This is a genomic window from Yeosuana aromativorans (assembly GCF_014646655.1).
GTDB classification, from domain to species: domain Bacteria; phylum Bacteroidota; class Bacteroidia; order Flavobacteriales; family Flavobacteriaceae; genus Yeosuana; species Yeosuana aromativorans.
On the sequence record NZ_BMNR01000005.1, the window covers coordinates 142,550 to 161,151 of the forward strand.

At 35.1% G+C, this 18,602-nt stretch carries 15 protein-coding genes; 9 read left to right on the plus strand and 6 right to left on the minus strand.

Annotated elements, in window-relative coordinates; genetic code table 11:
- Nucleotides 1-25 precede the first annotated feature (25 nt).
- Nucleotides 26-208, plus strand: a complete 183-nt coding sequence (locus IEW94_RS11960; RefSeq protein ID WP_188653336.1) for a hypothetical protein — start codon at nt 26-28, stop codon at nt 206-208.
- 80 nt (nt 209-288) lie between these two features.
- On the opposite strand, the gene IEW94_RS11965 is transcribed toward IEW94_RS11960, so the two are convergent.
- The 3 genes from IEW94_RS11965 to prfB form a co-directional block, all read right to left on the minus strand.
- Nucleotides 289-2,880 (minus strand): TonB-dependent receptor, encoded by a 2,592-nt coding sequence (locus IEW94_RS11965; protein ID WP_188653338.1) that lies wholly within the window; start codon nt 2,878-2,880, stop codon nt 289-291.
- An 87-nt stretch (nt 2,881-2,967) separates the two neighbouring features.
- Complete coding sequence (gene arsC, locus IEW94_RS11970) at nt 2,968-3,309, minus strand: arsenate reductase (glutaredoxin) (protein ID WP_188653340.1); 342 nt, start codon at nt 3,307-3,309, stop codon at nt 2,968-2,970.
- 14 nt (nt 3,310-3,323) lie between these two features.
- Nucleotides 3,324-4,431, minus strand: a protein-coding gene (gene prfB, locus IEW94_RS11975; RefSeq protein WP_188653342.1) for a peptide chain release factor 2 whose coding sequence is annotated in 2 segments (ribosomal slippage) — nt 3,324-4,367 and nt 4,369-4,431 — 1,107 coding nt in all. Because the reading frame shifts where the segments join, the coding sequence is not laid out codon by codon here.
- A 92-nt stretch (nt 4,432-4,523) separates the two neighbouring features.
- Here prfB and IEW94_RS11980 point away from each other — a divergent pair.
- Nucleotides 4,524-5,546 carry a threonine aldolase family protein gene (locus IEW94_RS11980; RefSeq protein WP_188653344.1) on the plus strand — a complete coding sequence of 341 codons (1,023 nt, stop codon included), beginning with the start codon at nt 4,524-4,526 and terminating at the stop codon, nt 5,544-5,546.
- A 13-nt stretch (nt 5,547-5,559) separates the two neighbouring features.
- Here IEW94_RS11980 and IEW94_RS11985 read toward each other — a convergent pair whose 3' ends face one another.
- On the minus strand, nt 5,560-5,883 hold the full coding sequence (locus IEW94_RS11985; RefSeq protein WP_188653346.1) for a YbaB/EbfC family nucleoid-associated protein: 324 nt from the start codon (nt 5,881-5,883) through the stop codon (nt 5,560-5,562).
- Nucleotides 5,884-5,966: 83 nt separating this feature from the next.
- Between IEW94_RS11985 and IEW94_RS11990 the strand changes: the two genes are divergently transcribed.
- The 3 genes from IEW94_RS11990 to capB all read left to right on the plus strand — a co-directional run bounded on the left by IEW94_RS11990 (nt 5,967) and on the right by capB (nt 10,650).
- Nucleotides 5,967-8,027, plus strand: a complete 2,061-nt coding sequence (locus tag IEW94_RS11990; protein WP_188653348.1) for a S9 family peptidase — start codon at nt 5,967-5,969, stop codon at nt 8,025-8,027.
- A gap of 82 nt (nt 8,028-8,109) precedes the next feature.
- Nucleotides 8,110-9,150: a cysteate synthase gene (gene capA / locus IEW94_RS11995; RefSeq protein ID WP_188653350.1), complete on the plus strand. Its 1,041-nt coding sequence runs from the start codon at nt 8,110-8,112 to the stop codon at nt 9,148-9,150.
- A 240-nt stretch (nt 9,151-9,390) separates the two neighbouring features.
- Nucleotides 9,391-10,650, plus strand: coding sequence for a cysteate-C-fatty acyltransferase (capB, locus tag IEW94_RS12000; protein WP_188653353.1), 1,260 nt, complete (start codon nt 9,391-9,393; stop codon nt 10,648-10,650).
- 47 nt (nt 10,651-10,697) lie between these two features.
- Here the strand turns inward: capB and IEW94_RS12005 are convergent, their stop codons facing one another.
- Both IEW94_RS12005 and IEW94_RS12010 read right to left on the minus strand, forming a co-directional pair.
- Nucleotides 10,698-11,816 (minus strand): GNAT family N-acetyltransferase, encoded by a 1,119-nt coding sequence (locus IEW94_RS12005; RefSeq protein WP_188653355.1) that lies wholly within the window; start codon nt 11,814-11,816, stop codon nt 10,698-10,700.
- 23 nt (nt 11,817-11,839) lie between these two features.
- Nucleotides 11,840-12,844: a transporter gene (locus IEW94_RS12010; RefSeq protein WP_188653357.1), complete on the minus strand. Its 1,005-nt coding sequence runs from the start codon at nt 12,842-12,844 to the stop codon at nt 11,840-11,842.
- A gap of 157 nt (nt 12,845-13,001) precedes the next feature.
- Between IEW94_RS12010 and IEW94_RS12015 the strand changes: the two genes are divergently transcribed.
- The 4 genes from IEW94_RS12015 (at nt 13,002) to IEW94_RS12030 (ending at nt 18,579) form a co-directional block, all read left to right on the plus strand.
- Entirely contained in the window at nt 13,002-13,277 is a 276-nt protein-coding gene (locus IEW94_RS12015; protein WP_188653359.1) for a DUF4834 family protein, read from the plus strand.
- A gap of 31 nt (nt 13,278-13,308) precedes the next feature.
- Complete coding sequence (locus IEW94_RS12020; protein ID WP_188653361.1) at nt 13,309-15,738, plus strand: YfhO family protein; 2,430 nt, start codon at nt 13,309-13,311, stop codon at nt 15,736-15,738.
- A complete protein-coding gene (locus IEW94_RS12025; protein ID WP_188653363.1) occupies nt 15,725-17,008 on the plus strand; it encodes a glycosyltransferase family 4 protein in 1,284 nt (427 codons plus the stop codon). Before IEW94_RS12020 ends, IEW94_RS12025 begins: the two co-directional genes overlap by 14 nt.
- Nucleotides 17,009-17,118: 110 nt before the next feature.
- Nucleotides 17,119-18,579, plus strand: coding sequence for a lipopolysaccharide biosynthesis protein (locus IEW94_RS12030; RefSeq protein ID WP_188653365.1), 1,461 nt, complete (start codon nt 17,119-17,121; stop codon nt 18,577-18,579).
- The last annotated feature ends 23 nt before the right edge of the window (nt 18,580-18,602 follow it).

Sequence of the window (18,602 nt, forward strand, 5' to 3'; positions counted from 1 at the left end):
ATATTTAAAAAAGGCACTTACAATTATGTTCACATTTGACCAATATTTAGGATTTTTAGCATTTTTAACAATATTGACCATTGGATTTTGGTTGATGATTTTTTTATTAACCTTCGTTATTCCTTATTGGATTTTTGGTGCATCCATTGAGCGCTACAAAGAAATTAGGGCTGAGAAAAAAGCAAAACGAGAAGCTACTGTTAATTAGTTTTAAAAATATATATCAAGAAAAAGGGAGGCTGATTTAGTCTCCCTTTTTTAGTTTATAATTATTGGATTTGTAACAGTTTATCCTTCCATTTCAAAATCATCATCACCGCCATTTCCGCGTTGTCCTTCTTTGTTACGTTCCCGATTCTTTTGCTGATTGAATCTATAGGTAAATGACAGGTTAAAACTGCGTTGCCTCCATTGAAATTCTGATTTACTATAGTAGATTTCGGTTGTTGTAGTCATTTTACGTTTGGCCGTATTGAACAAATCCCTCACATTAAATGTAATGGAAGCTTTGTCCTTAAACAAGTCCTTGCTAAAAGCCATACTGGTAAATATCATACCTTCACGCTTGTTTTGTGAATCTTCACTTGGGCCTCTGTAAAACAACTGCGTTTGCCAATCTATTTTGCCAGGTAATGTGTATTTATTGCTCAATCTTGCAAACCAGCTTAGGTTGTTATTATCATAAACCACATCATTATAAGTACCTTGCAGTTTTGTTTGAAACAAATTAAAGTTGGAGTTGATAAACCACTTTTTAGATGGTCTGTAGCTCAAAGTAAATTCAAATCCAAAACGGTCATTTGTTGCCATATTGATTGGTGTATGACGCTGAATGGCCACTAGGTTATATTGCTGGTTTAGATTATCAAAATTTGGATCGTTTTCATTAACGGTTTGATTGGTCTCAAAAATATAATAATCACCTGTTGGCTCACTAATAAAGTTAAAGGCATTGGTTTCATGCGCATAATAAATAGATGAACTTAAATTGGCTTTTCCTATTTTTTTGAGGTAACCTAAATCAAATGTATTTGAAAAACTAGGGTCAATATCCGGATTTCCTTGAAAGAGGCTTGTGGCACTACTGCGTGACGGAAACGGATTGATAAATCTAGAACGTGGTCTTTGAATACGTCTATTATAGCCTAAAGTTATGCTTTCTTCTTTGGAAAACTCATAAGCTAAATTGACTGTAGGAAACCACTCTAAGTAATTTTTTCGTTGCAAATCATTAGTAGCAATCTGGTTGATGGTTATTCTAGTATCTTCCATTCGCAAACCAAACAAATAGTTAAATTTGCCATTTATTTTATTGCCATATTGTGTATAGGCTGCATTAACGTATTCCCTATAAATAAGATTGTTACTTACATTATTATTCAGAACAAATACTCCGTTTACAAAATTTTGAAGTGTGTAGTCTGTATCCAATTGGTTAAAATTGCCGCGATACCCCATTTCAAATTGACCATTTTCGCCTAGAGGTTTTACATAATCTGACTGCAATAGCACACGATCCTGTTTTTCCAACGTACGCACACGTTCTACATTTTCACCATCCTGTACAATATCTGAGTTTTCATCTTCTGTACTGTTTTCTACCTGAAAATCGAATGTTAATTTATGCTGACTGTCACCATTGAATTGTTTATCAAAATTAACGGAATACTGAACGGTTTTGTCATCTTCAGTTTCTGGATCAAAACGTAACCTATTTTGTTCAATGCCATTTTTATCAATTTCCAAGATGTTGTTGGTAGAATTGTTTTCGTTATCACTATTTCTATAAAATAGGGCAGTAGTCAAGGATGCCGAATCATTGATATACCATTCTACTCCAAAATTGGTGTTTAGGCCTTTTCGAATTCTATCAAAATTACGTTTTTCCTTAAGGTAAGAACCATCATTATAAAAACTTTCATTAAAAGCTTTTCCGGGGCCTTCGCTATAGTTGTAGCCTGTTGTATTAAAAAAATTGAAATCCCCATTTCTGTAATTGATGTTGCCTGAAATCCCTCCGGCCTTTGGATGTCCAACATTAGTGGTAACAGCACCGTTAAGTCCTTGGAGCTTACTTCTTCTAAGGATAATATTTAAGATACCTGCCGTTCCTTCTGCATCATAACGTGCAGACGGAGATGTGATGACCTCAACACGTTCAATGGATTCTGCTGGTAGCTGGCGCAAAGCATCTGTTGAGTTTAGACCTACCAAGCCAGACGGTTTTCCATTGATTAAAATCCTAACGTTGTCATTACCTCGTAGAGCAACATTACCTTCAACATCTACAGAAACCGAAGGAACATTGTCCAACACATCACTAACCGTTCCACCGCTTACAGTTAAATCTTTTCCAACATTATATATTTTTTTGTCCAGTTTTAGTTCAACAGTGGTTCGTTCTGCAATAACTTCAACGGCTTTTAAAGCTTCAAGGTTAATATCTAAATAAAACGTTCCAATATTTTCGTTTGAGCTGATTTCCCGATTGGGAATTGTTTGTTTTTTGTAAGAAATATATTCAATAGTGATTGTATAGATACCTGCTTTTATAGGTATGCTAAAATTACCGTTTGCATCAGTAATACCGCCTGTTTCTATTTTGTTTGTGCGTTCATTAAAAAAACTAACAGTTGCATATTCAAGTGGTTCCTTGGTTTCCTTATCTAAAACGGTTCCTGTAACCACAACATCTTTAATAGTAGTATTAGGATTGTCGGATTTTTTGGAGGTATAATTTGAAGTATTGGGTATTGATTTGTTTACTTTATTTAAAATCAATGATTTATCAGTACTTGTACTTTCGTTCAATGATTGAGAATTTGCTGAAAGGGAAAATATAGTCAGCAATAGGGTCGTGGTTAGGTAAAATTTAGACATTAAAAAGTTTTCTTGATTTGACTTTAAAACAAGTGTGAGGTTTAATGGGTTCTTGTTAATTTTCTGTTAAATAAAACAAGAAAGGTGTTATATGATGGAAAGAATGTTTTCCGTGGGTCTTCCTATGACGGCTTTTTTATCATTAATAACAATAGGCCGTTCTATTAATTTGGGATTATCAACCATGGCCCTTATGATTTCATTGTCAGATAAATTTTCATCCTTGAAGTTATTTTTCCAAATGGCTTCATTTTTTCTAACTAAATCAATGGGCTTGATTCCTAATAAGGTGATTATATTCTTCAATTCCTGTTCAGAAGGAACGGTTTCTAAATAATTAACAACTTCAAATTCCTTACCAGATTCTTCTAATAACTTTAATCCATTTCTTGATTTGCTGCACCTATTGTTGTGATATATTGTAATCATTTTCAGTTGTGTTTTTATAACGAATTGTTTTCTTCTTTTTGTCCCATCATCATTAAATAGGACTTTAAAAAAGGTTCAATCTCTCCGTTCATTACGGCATCAACATTACTGGTTTCATGGCCTGTTCTTACATCTTTTACCAGTTTATAGGGTTGCATCACATAGTTGCGTATTTGGCTGCCCCATTCAATTTTCATTTTATTGGCTTCAATATCATCCCGTTGAGCCAATTGCTTTTGAAGTTCAATTTCATACAATTGTGATTTTAGCATTTGCAAAGCTCTGGCTCTGTTGTCATGTTGTGAGCGAGTTTCTGAACAGGATATTTGAATACCTGTAGGTTTATGGGTCAATTGGACCTTGGTCTCTACTTTATTGACGTTTTGCCCACCTGCGCCACTGGAACGTGCCGTGGTTATTTCAATATCAGCAGGATTTATTTCAATTTCAATACTGTCATCAACAAGCGGATATACATACACAGAAGCAAAACTGGTGTGTCGTTTGGCGTTACTATCAAACGGTGAAATTCTTACCAAACGGTGCACCCCGTTTTCACCTTTTAACCAACCAAAAGCAAAGTCGCCTTCAATTTCCAGGGTTACGGTTTTTATACCAGCAACATCACCTTCCTGAAAGTTTAGTTCTTTCACTTTAAAACCATTTTTTTCGGCATACATCAAATACATGCGCATGAGCATACTGGCCCAATCGCAACTTTCTGTACCGCCGGCACCTGCTGTTATTTGCAAAACGGCACTTAAGCTGTCGCCTTCTTCAGACAGCATGTTTTTAAATTCTATGTTTTCAAGTAACGTTTGAAGTTTTTGGTAGTTGCTCTCAACTTCATCGAGAGACGATTCGCCTTCTTTGTAGAACTCGTACAAAACCTCCAAATCTTCTAAGTAGGTCTTGGCTAAATTATAATCTTCCACCCATTTTTTCTTGACTCGTAAGGATTTCATTACTGCTTCGGCAGTTTTGGAGTCATCCCAAAAATCTGGGGCAAAGGTTTGTTCTTCTTCGTTTTGTATTTCTATAAGTTTGGCATCTATGTCAAAGATAGTGCCTAAGTTTGTTTAGGCGGGTATTAAGGGATTTGATTTGATCCTGGGTTATCATATTCTGTAATTTTTGAACAAAAATAGGATTTATGCATCCATCTAAAAAGATTTAATGAGATAATTTTATAGTTTTACAAACAAATAGCCAATATGATAATTGACCTAAGAAGCGATACCGTTACAAAACCCACAAAAGGCATGTTACAAGCCATGATGGATGCCAAAGTTGGTGATGATGTTTTTAGCGAAGACCCGACTGTTAATGAACTGGAGGACCGGTTGGCAAACATGTTTGGAAAACCCAAAGCCTTATTCTTCCCATCTGGAAGTATGGCCAATCAAACGGCAATCAAACTACATACAAATCCGGGTGAACAAGTGATTTGTGATAAATACGCCCATATTTATAATTACGAAGCCGGTGGTGCATCATTTAATAGCGGTGTATCTTGTAAACTTATAGATGGACATAGAGGTATGTTTACTGCTAATCAAGTTGAGGAAGCTATTAACCCAGATGCTTTTTATTATAGCCAGAGCAGTTTAGTTGAGATTGAAAATACAACCAATAAAGGAGGAGGAGCGTGCTGGGATTTTAAAGAAATTTTAAAGATCAAGGAAATTTGTGATGCCCATCATTTAGGATTTCATTTGGATGGTGCCCGATTATGGAATGCTTTGGTTGCAAAGAATGAGACCACAATGCAATATGGAGAGGTGTTTGATACCATATCCGTGTGTTTAAGTAAAGGCTTAGGGTGTCCTGTGGGGTCTGTATTGATAGGGGATACGGACATTATGAAACATGCCATTAGAGTTAGAAAAATTTTCGGGGGCAATATGCGTCAAATTGGATATTTGGCTGCAGCAGGATTGTATGCTTTAGACAACCATATTGATAGGTTAGAAGAAGACCATCTGAAAGCTAAGGAAATCGAACAATTGCTATCAAACTTAACTTACATTAAAACTGTTGAGCCGGTAGAAACCAATATTGTTATTTTTGAATTGAACAGTGATGTCAATGAAAAAACATTTATTCAAAAACTAAAAGACAACAATATTTTAATTATTGGTATGGGGAGCAATAAACTAAGAATGGTTACGCATTTGGATTACACCGATTCCATGCACGATTATTTGCTGTCGATTTTAAGAAGTCTAAAATTCTAAACGGTTTAATCGGTTATTTAAACATATCCAATCCGGGAATGTTTGGCATGCCTTCCTTGGCAACGGCAGCAAGTTCAGCTTCATTGATTTTTGTGGCTTTTTCTATTGCTTTGTTCAATGTAAGTATCAAATAATCTTCCAGTTCTTCTTTATCAGCCAATAATTCATCGGCAATCGTTATGGATTTAATGGTTCTATTGGCCGTAAGCGTGACTTTTACTTTGTCGTCATTGCTTTTTTCATCTATTAGAACGGTATCCAACCGTTTTTTTGTGTCCTCTACTTTTTGTTGGGTTTCTTTAAGTTTTCCCATCATATTCATCATATCTCCAAACATAATCTTATATTTTTTTATTCCCCACAAAATTATTTAATTTTTATATTTTTGACACCTTATATTTAGAATAAAACACACTTTCATTGAAACAGACAATTTTCCCTCCAATAGCAAAAAAAGTACCTAAAAAACTTGAAGTACACGGTGATATTAGGATTGATGATTATTATTGGTTAAATGATAAAGACAATCCCGATGTAATAGACTATTTAAATGCTGAAAACGAATATACCAAGCGTATGATGGGCCATACCGAGGATTTTCAAAAAGCACTGTTTGAAGAAATGAAGGGTAGAATTAAGGAAGACGATACTACAGTGCCTTTCAAACTCAACTGCTATTGGTATATCACACGTTACGAAAAAGGAAAAGATTACCCCATATACACCCGAAAAAAAGAATCTCTTGACGCTGAAGAGGAAATTTTGTTTGATTGCAACGAGATGGCAAAGGACTTTTCCTATTTCAATTTAGGTAGTATAGCTATCAGCCCGGACAATAAACTGGCTTGCTTTTCTACCGATACGGTAAGCCGAAGACAATATACCATTCAGGTTAAAAATTTGGTTACTGGAGAAATTTATCCTGATAAAATTTTAAATACTACGGGAAGTGCCACTTGGGCCAATGACAACATTACCTTGTTTTATTCCATGAAAGACGATGTGACCTTACGGTCCCATAAAATCCTTAAACATAAATTACATACCAATACAGATGAAGATTTGGTTGTGTTTCAGGAAGACGACGATGCCTTTAATACATTTGTGTACAAATCAAAATCAAAAAAATACATTATTATAGGGTCTTCAAGCACCTTGACTTCAGAATATCGATTTTTAAATGCAGATACACCAGATGCAGAGTTCACCATATTTCAAGAGCGCATACGGGAACTGGACTATAGCATTGCGCATTATGATGACCATTTTTATGTGATAGCAAACAGTGATGGGGCTAACAACTTTAAATTGCTGAAAGTCCATGAAAGCAACACTAAAAAAGCATTTTGGCAGGAAGTTCTTCCGCATAGAGACCATGTCCTGATTGAAGACATCGAGATTTTTAAGGATTATTTGGTTGTTAATGAGCGCGAAAATGGTTTGAATAATCTTAGAATCATGAGTTGGGATGGGAATGAAGATTATTATTTACCCTTTGATTCTGAAACATATACAGTTTTTATTGGCAATAATCCTGATTTTGAGAGTGAGGTTTTAAGGTACAGCTTTAATTCATTAACGACACCTAGTGAGGTTATAGACTATAATTTTTACACCAAGCAAAGCGAGATAAAAAAGGAACAAGAAGTTTTAGATGATAATTTTAAAAAAGAAAATTATGAATCGAAGCGAATATGGGCTACTGCCAGAGATGGTGTTAAGGTGCCCATATCCATAGTGTATAAAAAAGGGATTGTGTTGAATGGTGAAAATCCACTCTTACTTTATGCTTACGGCTCCTATGGCTCAACCATAGACCCCTCATTTTCAACCATTCGGTTGAGTTTGCTCAATAGAGGATTTATCTATGCCATTGCCCATATACGAGGCGGTGAGTATTTGGGTAGGCAGTGGTATGAAAATGGAAAATTGTTGTCTAAAATCAATACGTTTTATGATTATATAGATTGCTCCAAATACCTAATCAGTGAAAAATATACGTCTAGTGAGCATTTATATGCTTATGGTGGTTCTGCCGGAGGTCTGCTTATGGGAGCTGTTATTAATATGAATCCGGAACTATACCACGGTGTGCTAGCGGCTGTTCCATTTGTTGATGTGGTAACAACCATGTTGGATGATTCCATTCCATTGACTACGGGCGAATATGACGAATGGGGCAATCCGAATGAAGAAGAGTATTACAATTATATGAAGTCTTATTCGCCATATGACAATATTCAGGAACAAGAATATCCTAATATGCTGGTTACTACAGGTTTGTATGATTCGCAAGTGCAATATTGGGAACCGGCCAAATGGGTAGCCAAATTAAGAAATCTTAAAAAAGACTCGCGTAAACTATTGTTTCATATTGATATGGATTCTGGTCATGGCGGAGCTTCTGGGCGTTTTGAAAGCATAAAGGAAGTCGCTTTGGAATATGCATTTTTACTAGATTTGGAAGGAATTCATTGTTAATAAAAAAAAATGTTTTATTTTTGCTTGGTTTTAGGTTACATTAATTTTTTAGCTAGATTAAAGTAGCTTGTAAAAAGCATTTATGAAACACAAAAATCAAGTTTTTGACAATGTCTTGGATTTAGTAGGTAAAACACCACTTATTAAACTTAATAAAATGACCTCTCAAATTAAAGGTAACTTCTACGCAAAAGTAGAAGCCTTCAATCCAGGTCACTCCTCAAAAGACAGAATAGCACTTTACATTATTGAACAAGCAGAAAAGCAAGGTATTTTATCACCAGGTGATACCATTATTGAAACAACTTCTGGTAATACAGGTTTTAGTATTGCTATGGTTAGCATTATTAAAGGATATGACTGTGTGTTGGCCGTTAGTTCAAAATCATCAGCAGATAAAATAGACATGCTAAAAACCATGGGAGCCAAGGTTTATGTATGTCCTGCGCATGTAAGTGCAGATGATCCAAGATCATATTACCAAGTAGCAAAACGTTTGCATGAAGAAATAAAAGGTTCTGTTTATATCAATCAATATTTCAATCAACTTAATATTGATGCCCATTACCATTCCACAGGCCCTGAAATATGGAACCAAACGGAAGGAAAAATCACCCATTTAGTGGCTTGTAGCGGAACTGGCGGAACCATATCGGGCACCGCTAAATATTTAAAAGAAAAAAATCCAAACATCAAGGTAATTGGTGTTGATGCCTTTGGTTCAGTCATAAAAAAATACCATGAAACCAGGGAATTTGACGAAGAGGAAATCTATCCTTATAGAATTGAAGGATTGGGAAAAAATTTAATTCCTACTGCCACAGACTTTGATGTTATCGATGAATTTGTAAAAGTAACAGATGAAGATAGTGCTCATACTGCTAGGTTAATAGCCAAAACAGAAGGATTATTTGTTGGTTATACGTCTGGGGCAGCCATGCAGGCCATTAAACAATTAGGTGAAGATGGTAAATTTAAAAAAAATGATAACATTGTAGTTATTTTTCCTGATCACGGATCACGTTACATGAGTAAAATATACAGTGATAAATGGATGAGTGAGCAAGGATTTTTTGATAGTATTAATGTTGAAGCAGCACAAAGTATTGAATATATAAAATAAAAAGCATTGATTTTTTAGAAGAGATAGTATTTGTTGTTCTACAATTGCTATCTCTTTTTTATTTTATCAATAATTGAAGAGTAAAAATTATGTACAAACAATATAAATATTTAATTTTGCTGCAACTAACTAAGGATAAAAAGAGCATACAGAATTACGACAAAACAACAGAACTTGTTTTATATTTATCTTTTCTTTAGTAGCCACGTTGAATTTTTAATAGCAATACATTTATTATAAATGAAAGATTTATTTGAAAAGATTTATAAAGACAAAGGACCACTAGGTAAGTGGGCTTCACAGGCAGAAGGCTATTTTGTGTTTCCAAAGTTAGAAGGTCAAATTTCTAACCGAATGAAATTTCAAGGCAAAGATGTCATTACGTGGAGTATCAATGATTATTTAGGATTGGCTAACCACCCAGAAGTTAGAAAGGTTGATGCCGAAGCTGGAGCCGCTTATGGTTCTGCTTATCCCATGGGTGCCAGAATGATGTCAGGCCATACAGATTTGCATGAAGCCTTGCAAAAGGAATTGGCCGAGTTTGTAAATAAAGAAGCTGCCTATCTTTTAAATTTTGGATATCAAGGTATGGTTTCCACAATTGACGCCTTAGTTTCAAAAAATGATATTATTGTTTATGATGTTGATGCCCATGCTTGTATTATAGATGGTGTGCGCTTGCACATGGGAAAACGATTTACCTATAAGCATAATGATGTTGTGAGTTTAGAAAAAAACCTGGATAGAGCTACTAAAATGGCAGAGCAAACCGGTGGTGGCATTTTGGTTATTTCTGAAGGTGTTTTTGGAATGCGTGGGGAACAAGGCCGATTGAAAGAAATAGCTGCACTAAAGAAAAAATATAACTTCCGCTTTTTAGTGGATGATGCCCATGGTTTTGGAACCCAAGGTAAAACGGGGGCTGGAACAGGCGAGGAGCAGGGTGTACAAGATGATATTGATGTGTATTTTGCAACCTTTGCCAAATCTATGGCAGGCACAGGTGCATTTATAGCTGCAGACCAAGAAATTATTGATTATTTAAAATACAACCTCCGTTCCCAAATGTTTGCTAAATCACTGCAAATGCAATTGGTTGTTGGTGCTCGCAAGCGTTTGGAAATGCTTAAAACCATGCCAGAACTTAAAAACAAGTTATGGGAAAACACCAATGCTCTTCAAAACGGACTTAGAGAAAGAGGTTTTGATATTGGAACCACACAAAGTTGTGTAACACCGGTTTATTTAAAAGGAAGTATTCCAGAAGCTATGGCTTTGGTAAAAGATCTTCGGGAAAATTTTGGGATTTTCTGTTCTATAGTTGTGTATCCAGTAATTCCTAAAGGAATGATTTTATTGAGATTAATTCCAACAGCAACCCATACATTGGAAGATGTTCAAATTACGCTAGATGCCTTTGAAGCTATTAGATCAAGACTTGAAAATGGAACCTATCAACGTTTATCTGCCGCAGTCATGGCAGCTATGGGTGAATAATGACACAATCTTATAAAAAAAAGCCTCTTAAATAAAGAGGCTTTTTTTTATAGCAGTTTTTTAAATGTTTTTCGTCTTTTATAGACTTCTGGCGAAAAATGTTTCCATATTTGATGAATGGCTATATTATCTTCCAATTCAGGAGTTCTAAAACAAGTTTGAATGCCTTTTTCTTTAAAAATCTTGTAATACTCATCAAAAATAACAGCGTGTACGCCTTTGTTTTGATATTCCGGGTGAATCCCAATTAAATAAAAGATAACATCTTTACTATTCTTTTTGGCATCAAGGATATATCTAAAACCTAAAGGGAACAAACGCCCATTGGCTTTCTGCAGCGCCTTAGCGAAAGCCGGCATCACAATGGCAAAACCAATTAATTCATCATCTTTATCAACTACAAATTTGATATATTCTGGATTGACAAAGCTTATGAATTTTTTTTTAAAATATTCTTTTTGTATATCAGTTATAGCAACAAAGGATGCCAAAGATGAGTATGTTTTATTAAACAGATCAAACATCTTATCAACATAGGGCATCACTTCAGATGTTTTGGTAAATGACAGCGCCTTTAGTTGATACCGACGTTTAATAAGCTCTTGCGCTTTGAGAAAGGTTTCTGGATTGACGTTTGAAAACGCAAACCGGCTTTCGGAATATGATTTTTCAACCTCATAACCTGCGGCTTCATAATGTTTTGAATAATAAGGGTAATTATACCACGTAATCATGGGGGCTATGCTTTCAAACCCTTCAGTCATAACACCAACCTTGTCCAGATTGGAAAATCCAACGGGACCTTCGGTATATTCCAGACCATTTTCTTTTCCTATGGTTTCAACAGTATCAAAGAGTGCTTTAGAAACCTCTAAATCATCAATAAAATCAAACCAGCCAAACCGCATTTTCTTTTGATTTTGGTTTTTAACTTCCAACCAGTTGATAATGGCCGCAACCCGGCCAACTATTTCATTGTTTTTGTAGGCTAAAAAGAAACGCGCATCGGCATCATTAAAAACAGGATTTTCTTTTTTGTTGAATGTCTTGATTTCCTGGCTTATGATAGGAGGCACCCAAAACTTGGAGTCTTTATATAATTTAAACGGAAACTTAACAAAAGCTTTTAAGTCTTTCTTGGTCTTTACTTCTTTTATTGTAACCATATTAAAATGATAGGTCTTTGTATTTAATTAAAATCTTGTGCTTTACGCTTGTGCTTTTTGTTGTATTCTTCAATGACATCTGTGGTTTTCTTGTTTCTTTTTGATTGTCGCTTTCCTGTTCCCTTAATGGAATTTCCGTTATCAATACTTTCTTCTTTGTCTTGATGAAAATCCAAACGATAGGACGCTCCAAAATTCACACTAAATACCGATGGCGTATCCTTGGTATTGAATGTGAGCGCTGTATCTAATTGGAAATTCTTTCCCCAAAGATAGGCTCCGCCAAATCTAAAGAGATTGTCTGCATAAAAATCACTTTGTATACCTTGTGTTTCCCCAAAAATCACCCATTTGGGGCTAAAGGAATGTGTAAGTGTAAGTATGTATTGAAAATCAGACTGGTCTGTGCCAATTCTATCTTTAATTAAATTCATGACAAATACCCAACCACCATTAAAATTATTTTGTGTTATGAGCATAACTTTAGGACTAAACCCATCAATGCCAGGTGCTGTGTATGGATTGTTTTTGGTGTCATAGTTTACACCTGCATACGCTGAAACAGCAGGAATTAGGGCGCTCCATTTAAATCTATGGTTAGCCTTCCAGCTGTAAAGATTTGGCTTGTCATCTTCTGAATTCTTATATGGATCATAAATCAAATATTTAGCGCCAAGCGTCAGGTATTTAAAGTTGGAACGCTTATCATCAAACGGAATACTTGAATAATAGGTTTTAGTGTCATTTTGGTAGGTTCCTTCAATATTAAGTTCCAGTTGTTCCCATAAAAGGCCATAGCGTGCCGCAAAATCGATTCCATAACCTGAAACCTCTGTTTTTAATGCAGGTGTACGCTTTTCATTGATGATATAGGGGCCAACTTCAAATTGAGCCACATTAGTGCCAACTGAAAAGGCACTGCGCGATACGCCCGGTCTGTTGGAATTGATAACGTCTGTGTATTGGCTGTAACTATGTATTGATAGTAAACATAATAGGATGGATGCAGTAGATTTGATGAGTTTCATAATTAATGTTTTGGATTTTGATAACACTGTAAAATCGTGAGACTATTCATTATTTTCACATTAAAGGGAAATCAAATATAGAGATTTTATAGTTTTTTTATCATTTTTGGCTCCTTTTTAAACGCATAGAATTGTATTTTTGCATAAAACTATTTTTATGTTGCAATTCGCATCGGCTACGGGACTGGTTAGAACGCTGTTAATAATTTTAGCAATTTATTTTGGGGTTAAGATTTTATCCAGATTGTTTTCACCATTTCTTATAAAATTTGTCGCTAAAAAAGCTGAAGAGCATTTTGGAGGTCAATTTGGCTCGCAATACAAGCAAGAACCTCCAAAAAAAGAGGGAGAGGTAACCATTGACAAAATGCCAAATACAAAATCTTCAAATAAAAATGTTGGAGACTATATTGATTACGAAGAAATTGATTAATTTTCGGAATCATTGTTTTTAATACAAATTCATGCAATTTTCTATAAAAAGAGTTTTACCACATCTACTGGTTCTTGTAGGTTTTATCATTCTGTCTTTAGCATATTTTAGTCCAGTTTTAAAAGGAAAGGAATTGTTCCAAAGCGATATCATGCAGTATATTGGCATGAGCAAGCAACAAAATGATTTTCGTGCTGAAACGGGTGAAGAGACCTATTGGACCAATAGCGCTTTTGCAGGAATGCCAACGTATCAGTTAGGAGCCAAATATCCACATAACTATATCAAATCATTGGATTTAACACTTCGGTTTTTACCACGACCTGCCGATTATTTATTTCTGTATTTGTTAAGTTTTTATGTTCTGTTGTTGGTTTTAAATGTCGACTTTAAATTGGCGGCATTAGGTGCCATAGCCTTCGGTTTTTCTACGTATTTAATTATCATACTTGGAGTGGGGCATAACAGTAAAGCCCATGCTATTGCCTATATGCCATTGGTTTTAAGTGGTATTTTATTGGTTTTCCAACGAAAATATATTGTTGGGTTTATACTCACTACCATTGCTTTGGGATTGGAACTTGTTGCCAATCATTTTCAAATGACCTATTATTTGATGTTTTTGGTCATTATTTTAGGAATTGTTTATTTTATTGATGCTTATAAAAAGAAAGCGTTGCTGGATTATTTCAAATCTATTGGGATATTAATTCCTGCCGTTATACTGGCTATTGGACTCAACGCCACCAATATAATGGCAACACAAGAATATGTTAAGGAAAGTACCCGTGGTAAAAGCGAGTTGACCATCAATCCTGACGGGACTCCTAAAGAGGTGACCTCGGGTCTGGATAGGGATTATATTACGCAATTCAGTTATGGCTTTTGGGAAACCTTTAACTTATATATCCCACGATTTATGGGTGGGGGCAATGGAGAGGATGTTGGTAAGGACTCAATGACATATACCGCTTTTAGGAAATTAGGAGCTACGCCTGCCCAAGCTCTTGAAGAGTCAAAGCATGCGCCCATGTATTGGGGCGACCAACCCATAGTAGAAGCGCCGGCTTATATAGGAGCAGTTGTCTTGTTTTTGTTTGTTTTAGGCTTATTTCTTGTTAAAGGTCGCTTAAAATGGTGGCTGGTGGCTGGTACATTATTTTCGTTGTTGCTGTCCTACGGAAAGAATTTAGGATTTCTAACCAATTTCTTTATTGAATATGTACCGCTATACAATAAATTTAGAGCGGTTACATCCATTCAAGTTATTTTAGAGCTGTGTATTCCCGTTTTGGCTGTTCTTGGTCTTTCAAAACTTTTTAAGCATTCTGACGATAATAAAGATACACTCAGTGCCTTAAAGTATTCTGTGTTAATTACCGGTGGCATTGCCTTGTTATTTTTGGTTTTCAAGTCCTCTTTTGATTTTGCGGGAATTAATGATGGCTTTTATCGTCAAAACTACGGTCAGGATTTCATTGATGCCGTAAAGGAAGACCGTAAAACTCTATTTGTTAGCGATACCATACGAACACTGATTTTAGTGTTGCTTTCAGCGGGAACTATTTTCTTGTTCTTAAAACAGAAACTAAAGAAAAACACCGCCTTGATTGTTTTAGGGTGTTTGATTTTGTTTGATTTGATTTCTGTAGATAAACGGTATGTGAACGATGATGATTTTGTATCAGCATTGCAAGTCAATAAACCCTTTCAGGCCAATGCAGCTGACAAAGAGATTTTAAAAGATACTACTTATTATAGGGTTTTTGATTTGGTTTCCGGGCCTTCAAAACCTTCATACTTTCATAATTCACTAAATGGTTATAATGCTGCCGAATTAAAACGGTATAGTGAGTTGTTTGATTTTTATGTAGCAAACAATAATATGAATGTTCTTAATATGCTAAATACCAAGTATGTTATTGTCAAAGACAAAGATGGAACGGTTTTTCCTTACACCAATAAAGATGCCAATGGCAATGCTTGGTTTGTGTCAAAATTGAAGCCTGTTGAAACAGCTAATGAGGAAATTCTGGCTTTGGACAGTTTAAACACCAAGCAGACCGCTGTTATAAATAGCAAGTGGATTCATGGCGAAAATTATTCATTGGAGTACACTGTTGATTCAACTGCAAACATTTCATTAATAAATCATAAACCAAATTACTTAAAGTACAAGTCTAACAATAGGAAGGACGGGTTTGTAGTGTTTTCTGAAATCTATTATCCACATGGGTGGCATGCATATATTGATGGTGTTCCGGCAAATATCAGCAATGTGGATTATGTATTAAGAGGTGTGAAAGTGCCTTCAGGAGAACATATTATTGAGTTTAAATTCGACCCAAAAGTTGTGCATACTGGTAGTACAATAGCGTTGGCCAGTTCAATTTTAGTATGTGTCTTAATTGTTCTGGGACTTGTTTTTGGCATTAGACAAATAGTAAATGAACGTACGTAAAAAAGTGCTAATCATAACGTATTACTGGCCACCAGCAGGTGGGCCTGGTGTACAGCGTTGGTTGAAATTTGTAAAATACCTTCCTGATTTTGAGATAGAACCCATTGTATACGTTCCTGAAAACCCCAATTACCCCATCGTTGATAACACCTTATCAAGCGAAGTGTCACAAGACCTAAAAATCATTAAACATCCTATATCAGAGCCCTATAAGCTTGCAAGCATATTCTCAAAAAATAAATCAAAAACTATTAGCAAGGGTATCATTCCTGACAAGAAAAAGCAAAGTTGGATTGATAAATTATTGCTTTATATAAGAGGAAACTTTTTTATTCCTGATGCCAGGATCGGTTGGGTAAAACCGTCAGTTGCATTTCTTTCAGATTACATTATAAAAGAACAGATTGAAACCATAATCACCACTGGGCCACCACATAGCTTGCATTTAATCGGGTTGCAGCTAAAGGAACGGCTAGGAGTGAAGTGGCTGGCGGATTTTAGAGATCCTTGGACTAGTATCGGGTATCATAAACAATTAAAACTGACCAAAAAGTCTGAATTAAAACACAAGATCTTAGAAAAGCAGGTTTTGAATACTTGTGATCAAATTATTGTGACCAGTCTAACAACTAAAAAAGAATTTCAAAGCATAACCAATAAGCCCATTGAAGTCATTACCAACGGTTATGATGTTGAATCTATGTCTAACATTGAATTGGATACCAAGTTTTCCATATCGCATATAGGCTCAATGTTATCCAAGCGGAATCCTGAGGTTTTATGGCGGGTATTATCGGAGATGGTTAATGAATACAAGCAATTTTCAAACGATTTGCAACTTAATTTTATTGGCTTGCTAAGTGATAATGTACAGGCGACTATTCAAAAGTATAATTTAAGTGATTATATCAATAATGTAGGTTATGTTTCACATGAAGAAGCAATTACATATCAAAAAAAATCACAAATATTATTATTGGTTGAAATAGATTCTGAAGACACAAAATGCGTTATCCCAGGTAAGTTGTTTGAATACATGGTTTCCAACAGACCCATTATTGCACTGGGCCCAAAACAATCCGATGTGGAGACGATCATAAAAGAAACCAACACAGGTAACTACTTCTATTATGACGATTATGAATCGCTTAAGCAGGTACTTTTAAATCATTATGATGCTTTTCAAAGGAAAGCCTTGCAATCGCATCCTATTGGTTTACAAAAGTATAGTAGAAAATCATTGACCAAACAATTGTCCACATTAATTTAGATGGATATTATGATGAATTGCTTCTTGTAAAACATACAAATACCGATATATTTGGTATGCTTAATTCCTTTTTAAATTAGTATTTTAGCATTGTAATTTTTAAAAACATAATGGGTCTAGTCGCTTCGCAATCTATTAAAAACACCATTACAACTTATCTAGGATTTGGTATTGGCGCCATTAATGTTCTGTTTTTATTTACCAATTTTATAAGTGACACCTATTTTGGCCTGATAACCTTCATGCTTTCCACAGCCAATATCATGATGCCTTTAATGGCATTTGGCACTAATAATACCATTATCAAGTTTTATTCCATATTCAAGACCAGACAATCCCAAAATAGCTTTTTAACGTTGATGCTGTTTTTGCCTTTGGTAGTCATCATTCCGGTAGGGCTTATTGGTCATTTGGCTTTTGAGACCATCAGTGACTGGTTATCACAAAAAAATCCAATTATCAAGGATTACGTCTGGCTGATTTATTTTTCAGCCATTACGTTTGCTTATTTTGAAGTGTTTTATGCTTGGAGTCGTGTACAGTTTCAGAGTGTTTTGGGAAATTTCATGAAGGAAGTTTTCCACAGATTATGCACCACAGTATTGTTATTTGCATTGTATTTCGGTTTTTTAAATGTTGAGCAATTAATTTACGGTATTGTGGGTGTTTACTTTTTAAGAATGATTATTATGGCCATTTATGCGTTTGGTTTAAAACAGCCCGTAATACGATTCAATAAGTTTAAAAGTCTGCCCAATGTTTTAAAATATACTGCGTTGATTATCATAGCAGGCTCTGTTGCCAATCTTATTTTGGAAATTGACAAGTTTATGCTTGGTTATTATGTTGACATCGAAAAAGTGGCGTATTACGGTGTGGCCATTTATATAGCCAGTGTTATTGGCGTGCCTTTGCGGTCACTGCACCAAATTATAAGCCCAATTACGGCCAAGCTTTTAAATGAAAAAAATAAAGTTGAGTTAAAGGCTTTATATAAAAAGACTTCATTGAATTTATTTATAATCAGTGGGTTTATTTTTTTGTTGATTATTCTGAATATCAATGAATTGTACTTACTCATTCCTGATAAGTTTGGTGGTGGATTATTGATTGTCATTTTAATTGGTACCGCTAAGGTTATTGATAATCTATTGGGAAATAACAATGCTATTTTGTTTAATAGTGATTATTACAGAATGGTGTTGTTGTTGGGTGTTTTTTTAGTGATTTCAACGGTTTTACTGAATATGGTCTTTATTCCATTATATGGTATCAACGGATCAGCATTGGCGACATTCATTGCGGTGCTAGCCTATAACCTTGCTAAAATACTATTTGTTAAGTTTGCTTTTAATATGACACCTTTTACTATGGCAACACTCAAAACCTTGGGTCTTATTTTGATAAGTGTTGGTATGTTTTATTTTTGGGAATTTCCATTTCACCCTATCATAAACATTACCTTAAAAACATTGCTAATTAGTGTGTTTTATGGTTTTGTTGTGTATGCTTTTAAGCTGTCGGATGATATCTCTTCTATCATCAACAAACTACTGTCTTATATAAGATAAAAAGAAAACCCCACGATGTTGCT

What these genes read in the sequence shown, in the direction of transcription:
- IEW94_RS12010 (WP_188653357.1), bottom strand. Translation starts at nt 12,844, where the DNA reads ATGAAACTCATCAAATCTACTGCATCCATCCTATTATGTTTACTATCA.
- IEW94_RS12005 (WP_188653355.1), bottom strand. Translation starts at nt 11,816, where the DNA reads ATGGTTACAATAAAAGAAGTAAAGACCAAGAAAGACTTAAAAGCTTTT.
- arsC (WP_188653340.1), bottom strand. Translation starts at nt 3,309, where the DNA reads ATGATTACAATATATCACAACAATAGGTGCAGCAAATCAAGAAATGGA.
- capA (WP_188653350.1), top strand. Translation starts at nt 8,110, where the DNA reads ATGAAACACAAAAATCAAGTTTTTGACAATGTCTTGGATTTAGTAGGT.
- IEW94_RS12030 (WP_188653365.1), top strand. Translation starts at nt 17,119, where the DNA reads ATGGGTCTAGTCGCTTCGCAATCTATTAAAAACACCATTACAACTTAT.
- IEW94_RS11980 (WP_188653344.1), top strand. Translation starts at nt 4,524, where the DNA reads ATGATAATTGACCTAAGAAGCGATACCGTTACAAAACCCACAAAAGGC.
- IEW94_RS12015 (WP_188653359.1), top strand. Translation starts at nt 13,002, where the DNA reads ATGTTGCAATTCGCATCGGCTACGGGACTGGTTAGAACGCTGTTAATA.
- IEW94_RS11965 (WP_188653338.1), bottom strand. Translation starts at nt 2,880, where the DNA reads ATGTCTAAATTTTACCTAACCACGACCCTATTGCTGACTATATTTTCC.
- IEW94_RS11985 (WP_188653346.1), bottom strand. Translation starts at nt 5,883, where the DNA reads ATGTTTGGAGATATGATGAATATGATGGGAAAACTTAAAGAAACCCAA.
- IEW94_RS12025 (WP_188653363.1), top strand. Translation starts at nt 15,725, where the DNA reads ATGAACGTACGTAAAAAAGTGCTAATCATAACGTATTACTGGCCACCA.
- IEW94_RS11960 (WP_188653336.1), top strand. Translation starts at nt 26, where the DNA reads ATGTTCACATTTGACCAATATTTAGGATTTTTAGCATTTTTAACAATA.
- capB (WP_188653353.1), top strand. Translation starts at nt 9,391, where the DNA reads ATGAAAGATTTATTTGAAAAGATTTATAAAGACAAAGGACCACTAGGT.
- IEW94_RS12020 (WP_188653361.1), top strand. Translation starts at nt 13,309, where the DNA reads ATGCAATTTTCTATAAAAAGAGTTTTACCACATCTACTGGTTCTTGTA.